The organism is Acidibrevibacterium sp. (genome assembly GCF_049965395.1).
In the GTDB taxonomy this organism is placed as follows: Bacteria; Pseudomonadota; Alphaproteobacteria; order Acetobacterales; family Acetobacteraceae; genus Acidibrevibacterium; species Acidibrevibacterium fodinaquatile.
Genome location: NZ_JBMFWJ010000071.1, coordinates 1 through 5178, shown reverse-complemented (window position 1 = coordinate 5178; position 5178 = coordinate 1). Strand labels below are relative to the sequence as shown.

Sequence of the window (5178 nt, the reverse complement as noted above, 5' to 3'; positions counted from 1 at the left end):
GGCCTGTCTTCTGCTGACGCTGTGGTTGCCTGCCGGCGCGGAGGCGCGCCGCGCCCTCATTTGACGGGCGGAGAGTTGTTTATGCGCAGTGACCGCAAAGGCCTTGGCTCCGCGCCATACGCCACCGAGCGAGAAGAGGCTTGCGTTAAATATCATCGTATGATTATATAAAGAAATGTCGCAACATGCGCAGGTTCTGGACTCACCGGCCGCCTCAGCGGTGGCGCCGTCGTCGCTGGCGTTGCGGCGAAAGGCCGAGACGCTGACGAAACTCTTTCGCGGGCTTTCTGACCCATCGCGTCTGTCGATTTTGGAAGCGTTGCGTCCGGCAGCGCAGACGGTCGGCGAGATCGTGCATGCGACCGGCCTCACGCAGCCCAATGTCTCCAATCATCTCGGATGCCTGTACGATTGCGGTCTCGTCACGCGCGATCACGTCGGGCGTTTTGTGTGCTATCGCCTGAGTGACCCGCGGGTCGAGACGCTGCTGCGTCTGGGCGAAGAGCTCTTGGCCGATACCGCGCGCGGTGTTTTGGCATGCACCGAGATCGATTGCGGGAAAAACACGCTTTGAGGCGAGGGTTGGGCATCATGACCGCAGAGTTCTTGCGCGCATTCAAGCGGCCGCGGGCGCACGTGGCAGCCCGCCGCCTTTATCAGCGGCCGGCTTTTGCGATGCTTGCGGTCATCTTGGCAAGCCTATGCTCGAGTTTGGCCGGCGCGGCACCGCCGCCCGCGCAAGGTGACGAAGTGCAGATCATCGTCAAAGGGGTTGCGGTGCCCTATTCGGTTTTCGGCATTGTCAAACGCCTCGGGCAGATTCCCGGCGTCGCCAAGGTCGATTTCGACATGCGGCATGGCCTGGCGGATATCAAGCTCCTCCCCGGCGCCCACATCACCGACGAGGAACTGCGCGCCGCGGTCAAGAATGCGAGCTACACACCTGGCGATATCCATTGGGTGACGCCAAACGGCAGAACGGTCACGGCACCAAAGGCCGCGTCGCCACCGCAATGATAGCGGCTCAGGGATTGGCCCCACCCTGCGTGCGCCGGCTTGCGATAAAACTTCTCCTTCCTTTTCTCGGTGCCACGCTTGCCCTTGCCGCAACGGTGATGCTGGCAACGCCCGCCAGAGCCCAGATTACATTTCCCTCGGCGTCGCCCATCTCCGCTGGCAATATTGCCGTGCGGGTACAGCCTCTGGTCACCGAGGGCACGGAAGGCGCGCAAAGTGTCACCGGCGAAGGCGTCATCATTTATGGCGCATCGCCAAATCTTGCCCTTATCTCAGAAAACGACCTCGTCGTTTCCAACATGGCCGATGTCACGGTCGGCGGCAAAGCCGAACGGCTCGCAGCCACCGGCTTGGGCGATAGTCTGGAAGAAGCGCGTTACACAATCTATCAACTCGATGGGATTGGTTCGACGTTCCGCATCGCGCCGCTGATCGGGGTGTCGGTGCCGACGGGTATGGACAATGCCAATCCTGCGATGCCCAGAAACGACCAAACCGGCAGCGGTGATTGGGGTGGGAAAGCCGCCTTGACGAGTTCCTGGCAAACGCTCGATTGGGACGCCGCTGCCGAAGTCAGCTATGAGACGCATTCGACCGCGGCGGGCTATCAAGTCGGCGATAAGCTGGAGGCAAATGCCGGCTTCTACTACCCGCTATGGCCAAAAATCATTGAAAGCCCATTCGAAAAACAGCTCTTTTTGTCTCTGGAAACCAATTATATCTCAGAAACCTATGATCGCTTGTATGGGCATTTCATGCCTGGCACCGGCGGTCAGCTTTGGCTGCTCGACCCGGGACTCATGTACACCGGCGCCTTGTCATCGATAAATTTTACTTTCTTGCTGCCGATGATGCAAACCACCAACGGCCCCGCGAGCCGCTATGATTTTGGCTTCGAATTGGAGCTGCGCTGGAGCTTTTTCACCAACCATCATTGGTAGATCGCTCGAAAAACCTCAAGGCCGAACGACGTGGTTACGTGTGATCCACCATGTCCCAATCGATTTTTACCTCGACCGCAATGCCTCTCTCAACCGAGGATGTCACTGTGCAGGAATTTTTATACACATCCTCGCATCGCGTCAGTCGCTTGCTTGGCCCTCTCACTTGCGGACGAATCGTCACCTCGACATGGTCGATGCGCGGCTTTCCATCGGTGTTTGGTCGGACCACCGCCACTGCGTCCGCGCGACAGGAGAGAACATCAACGTGGGCGTGCTTCAAACACTCCAGCAAAGACGCCGAAAGACAATGCCCGATAGCGGAGGCCAATAACGCAGGGGTCGATGGTCCCGCGTTGTCGCCCACTGGTTTTGGCTCGTCGGAGAGATAGGGCGCGCCGTGTTTTTCCCCGGCCTCGCTCGCTTCCGACAAAAATTGATATTTCTCCTGATGCGTTATCTTGACGGCAAACCGGCGTTCACTGCGTCCATTCATGTCCATGAGTGTCCCTCCAGAGGTCTGGGAAGGAGGCGATCAAAGGGCAGACAACGAAGCCAGCGCTACCCCCCGGTAAGACTCATATGGCGTGCCACGGCGGGCGCCCGACGCTGCCGGTCGATGACAAAATCATGCCCGCGCGGTTTGTGCGCGATTGCGCTGCGAACGGCAACCATCACTTCCTGATCCGTCGCCCCCGCGCGCAAAACACGGCGAAGATCGGCCGAATCCTCCTGCCCCAGGCACATATAAAGCGTCCCGGTGCAGGTGAGGCGCACGCGGTTGCAGCTCTCGCAAAAATTATGCGTCATAGGTGTAATAAAGCCGAGCTTTCGGCCAGTCTCGCGCACGCTTACATAGCGCGCCGGGCCGCCGGTGCGATGGTCGCTCTCATCCAACGTCCAGCGCCGGGCGAGACGGCTCCGCACCAAGGAGAGCGGGAGATACTGATCGCAACGGTCGGCGCCGATCTCGCCCATCGGCATCGTCTCGATGAGACAAAGGTCAAACCCGTGATGCCCGCACCACGCAATCAAATCATCGAATTCGTCTTCGTTCACGCCTTTCAGCGCGACAGTGTTGATTTTTACCATGAGCCCGGCGGCTTTCGCGGCGAAGATGCCAGCGAGGGTCTTCTCGATCTTTCCCCAGCGCGTGATTGCGGCGAATCGCCCGGCCGATAGCGTATCCAGGCTAACATTGATGCGTCGCACGCCAGCCTCCCGCAAGGCGTCGGCAAACCGCGAGAGCTGACTGCCGTTGGTGGTGAGCGTCAGTTCACCGAGGCCACGGCCAATCTCGGCGCCGAGATCGCGGACCAGCGTCATGACATTGCGCCTGACCAATGGCTCACCACCGGTCAAGCGCAATTTCCGCACGCCGAGGCGGATGAAAACGCGACAGAGCCGCGCAAGCTCCTCCAATGATAGTACGTCATCGCGCGGCAGGAATGTCATATCCTCCGCCATGCAGTAGACGCAGCGAAGGTCGCAGCGGTCGGTCACCGAGACACGCAAATAACTAATGGCACGGCCGAACGGATCGATCATTTTCCCCTCATGGGTTGGCGAACACGTGCGGCCGCGCCTTCAGATCGTCACGCGGGTGGGAGGTAGTCCTGGCTTTTGAAAGAGAGTGATGCCAAGGCTCGCGGACGGTCGGCGAGCTTCCGGATATCCCCCCAGGTCTGCTTGTAATTCGGGATGATCAGCTCATTGACGCCCTTACTGACCACGTTGCTAACGACGCCGCTCGGGAAGCCGAACACCATGAAGGTCTCGCCGCGTCGGGCCGTGTCAGTTGGCCAGACCATCGCTTGCGTGCTGCCATTTTCATTATAGACCTCGGCAAGATCGCCCTCCTTGAGGCCGAGATCCTTCATATCCGCCGGGTTCATTTGCAGATAAGGCAGAGGAAACCGATCGTGAACAAAGGGATTGTCCTGATCGAGATAAAGCGACTGCCAGACCGCATTGGCCCGTCCTTGATTGACTAGGAAACGAAACTTCGCTTTTTCTTCGGCTTTCCCAGGTGTTGCCAAGCCGCGCCAGGGGGTGGCCGCGAACTTCGCCTTGCCGTTCTCGGTATTGAATTTTCCGTCGGCAAAAAGCCTCTTGGTGCCCTTGATTTTGCCGTTCTCGAAGCCCACGGCGGGTTCTTGGAACCCGTTGGTTCCCATCGCGCGCAGCCGCTCGTAGGTCACGAACTGACCGCCGGCAGCGTTGCGGTGGTAGCCATCCATGAACGCGTCTTCTTCGGTTTTCCAATCATAACCGTTGAATTTATCCGCGATCTCGGACTTCCCAGCCGAGCGCCAACTGGCAGCAAGCGCCTGGGAAAGGCGCGCGACGATCAAGCTGTCTGGCAACGCCTGACCCGGCGGGTCCATATAGCGTTCGGTTAGACGCATGCGCCGCTCGCCATTCATGCTGGTCAGATTGGCCTCACCCGCCGTCGCCGCGGGCAGCATGACATGCGCGCAACTGCCGATCTGGGTCGGCACGATATCGACATCGACGACGAACAATCCGCCCTGCTCGATGGCGAGCATGATGGCGTCAACCTGACGCGCCCGATCGCCCGCCGGCACCGCATCGATCGCGGCTTTGACCATGTCTGTGCGGCGTTTATAAATACGCTTGAATTCACTGGCGTTGAGCGTCGTCTTGAAGTGATCGCATCCCCAGACATGATGCACGCCGCCTTGGCCGGAAATGAGTAACTGGTCGACATAGACCGCCGGGCGACCGCCCGGATAATCGGGCCGAACATAGCCCTCCTGGTGTCCCCCAAGCCGCACACAGCCGCCGCCCGGCCGGCCGAGATTGCCCGTCGCCAGCGCGATATTCACTAGCGCCTGATTGGTGCGGTAATTATCGTTACCCCAGATCAGGCCTTTTTCGTAGGGAAACATGGTGCGGCGGCGAAAGCCGCCTGGCTTGGGCTCGGCAATCCATACCGCGGCCTTGCGGATATCATCGGGAGCAATGCCGGTGATCCGGGCGGCTTCTTCGATGGTGGTGTGGTTGCGGCGCACCGCTTCCTCGAAGCCGCTGGCGCTGGTTTGGGCCACCGCTTGTGATCGTATGTCACCGGCGCCAATGCTGGCGTCAACGAGGCCGTCGGTATGGTTCTTGATGAACTCGTGATCGACCCATGCTTTAGCTGCGATTTCCGTGAAAATCGCGTTGAGCAGGATCAAATCGGTGCCCGATTGCGGAG

6 protein-coding genes are annotated in these 5178 nt (G+C 59.6%); 3 read left to right on the top strand and 3 right to left on the bottom strand.

Annotated features, from left to right (window positions below):
- Positions 1–175: 175 nt before the first annotated feature.
- The 3 genes from ACP5M5_RS13835 to ACP5M5_RS13825 are packed head-to-tail and all read left to right on the top strand — an operon-like array spanning position 176 to position 1958.
- On the top strand, positions 176–574 hold the full coding sequence (locus tag ACP5M5_RS13835; RefSeq protein ID WP_427938300.1) for an ArsR/SmtB family transcription factor: 399 nt from the start codon (positions 176–178) through the stop codon (positions 572–574).
- 17 nt (positions 575–591) lie between these two features.
- Positions 592–1017 (top strand): hypothetical protein, encoded by a 426-nt coding sequence (locus ACP5M5_RS13830; protein ID WP_427938298.1) that lies wholly within the window; start codon positions 592–594, stop codon positions 1015–1017.
- 29 nt (positions 1018–1046) lie between these two features.
- Positions 1047–1958, top strand: a complete 912-nt coding sequence (locus tag ACP5M5_RS13825) for a hypothetical protein (protein WP_427938296.1) — start codon at positions 1047–1049, stop codon at positions 1956–1958.
- 34 nt (positions 1959–1992) lie between these two features.
- On the opposite strand, the gene ACP5M5_RS13820 is transcribed toward ACP5M5_RS13825, so the two are convergent.
- The 3 genes from ACP5M5_RS13820 to ACP5M5_RS13810 form a co-directional block, all read right to left on the bottom strand.
- A complete protein-coding gene (locus ACP5M5_RS13820) occupies positions 1993–2460 on the bottom strand; it encodes an OsmC family protein (RefSeq protein WP_427938294.1) in 468 nt (155 codons plus the stop codon).
- Positions 2461–2519: 59 nt separating this feature from the next.
- Complete coding sequence (gene moaA, locus ACP5M5_RS13815) at positions 2520–3506, bottom strand: GTP 3',8-cyclase MoaA (RefSeq protein WP_427938293.1); 987 nt, start codon at positions 3504–3506, stop codon at positions 2520–2522.
- A 47-nt stretch (positions 3507–3553) separates the two neighbouring features.
- Positions 3554–5178 (bottom strand): arsenate reductase (azurin) large subunit (locus ACP5M5_RS13810; RefSeq protein ID WP_427938291.1); only part of this gene is annotated, 1625 nt, incomplete at its 5' end.

Excerpts from the sequence above, each read along its gene's own strand:
- ACP5M5_RS13835 (WP_427938300.1), top strand. The coding sequence starts at position 176 with ATGTCGCAACATGCGCAGGTTCTGGACTCACCGGCCGCCTCAGCGGTG.
- ACP5M5_RS13830 (WP_427938298.1), top strand. The coding sequence starts at position 592 with ATGACCGCAGAGTTCTTGCGCGCATTCAAGCGGCCGCGGGCGCACGTG.
- ACP5M5_RS13820 (WP_427938294.1), bottom strand. The coding sequence starts at position 2,460 with ATGGACATGAATGGACGCAGTGAACGCCGGTTTGCCGTCAAGATAACG.
- moaA (WP_427938293.1), bottom strand. The coding sequence starts at position 3,506 with ATGATCGATCCGTTCGGCCGTGCCATTAGTTATTTGCGTGTCTCGGTG.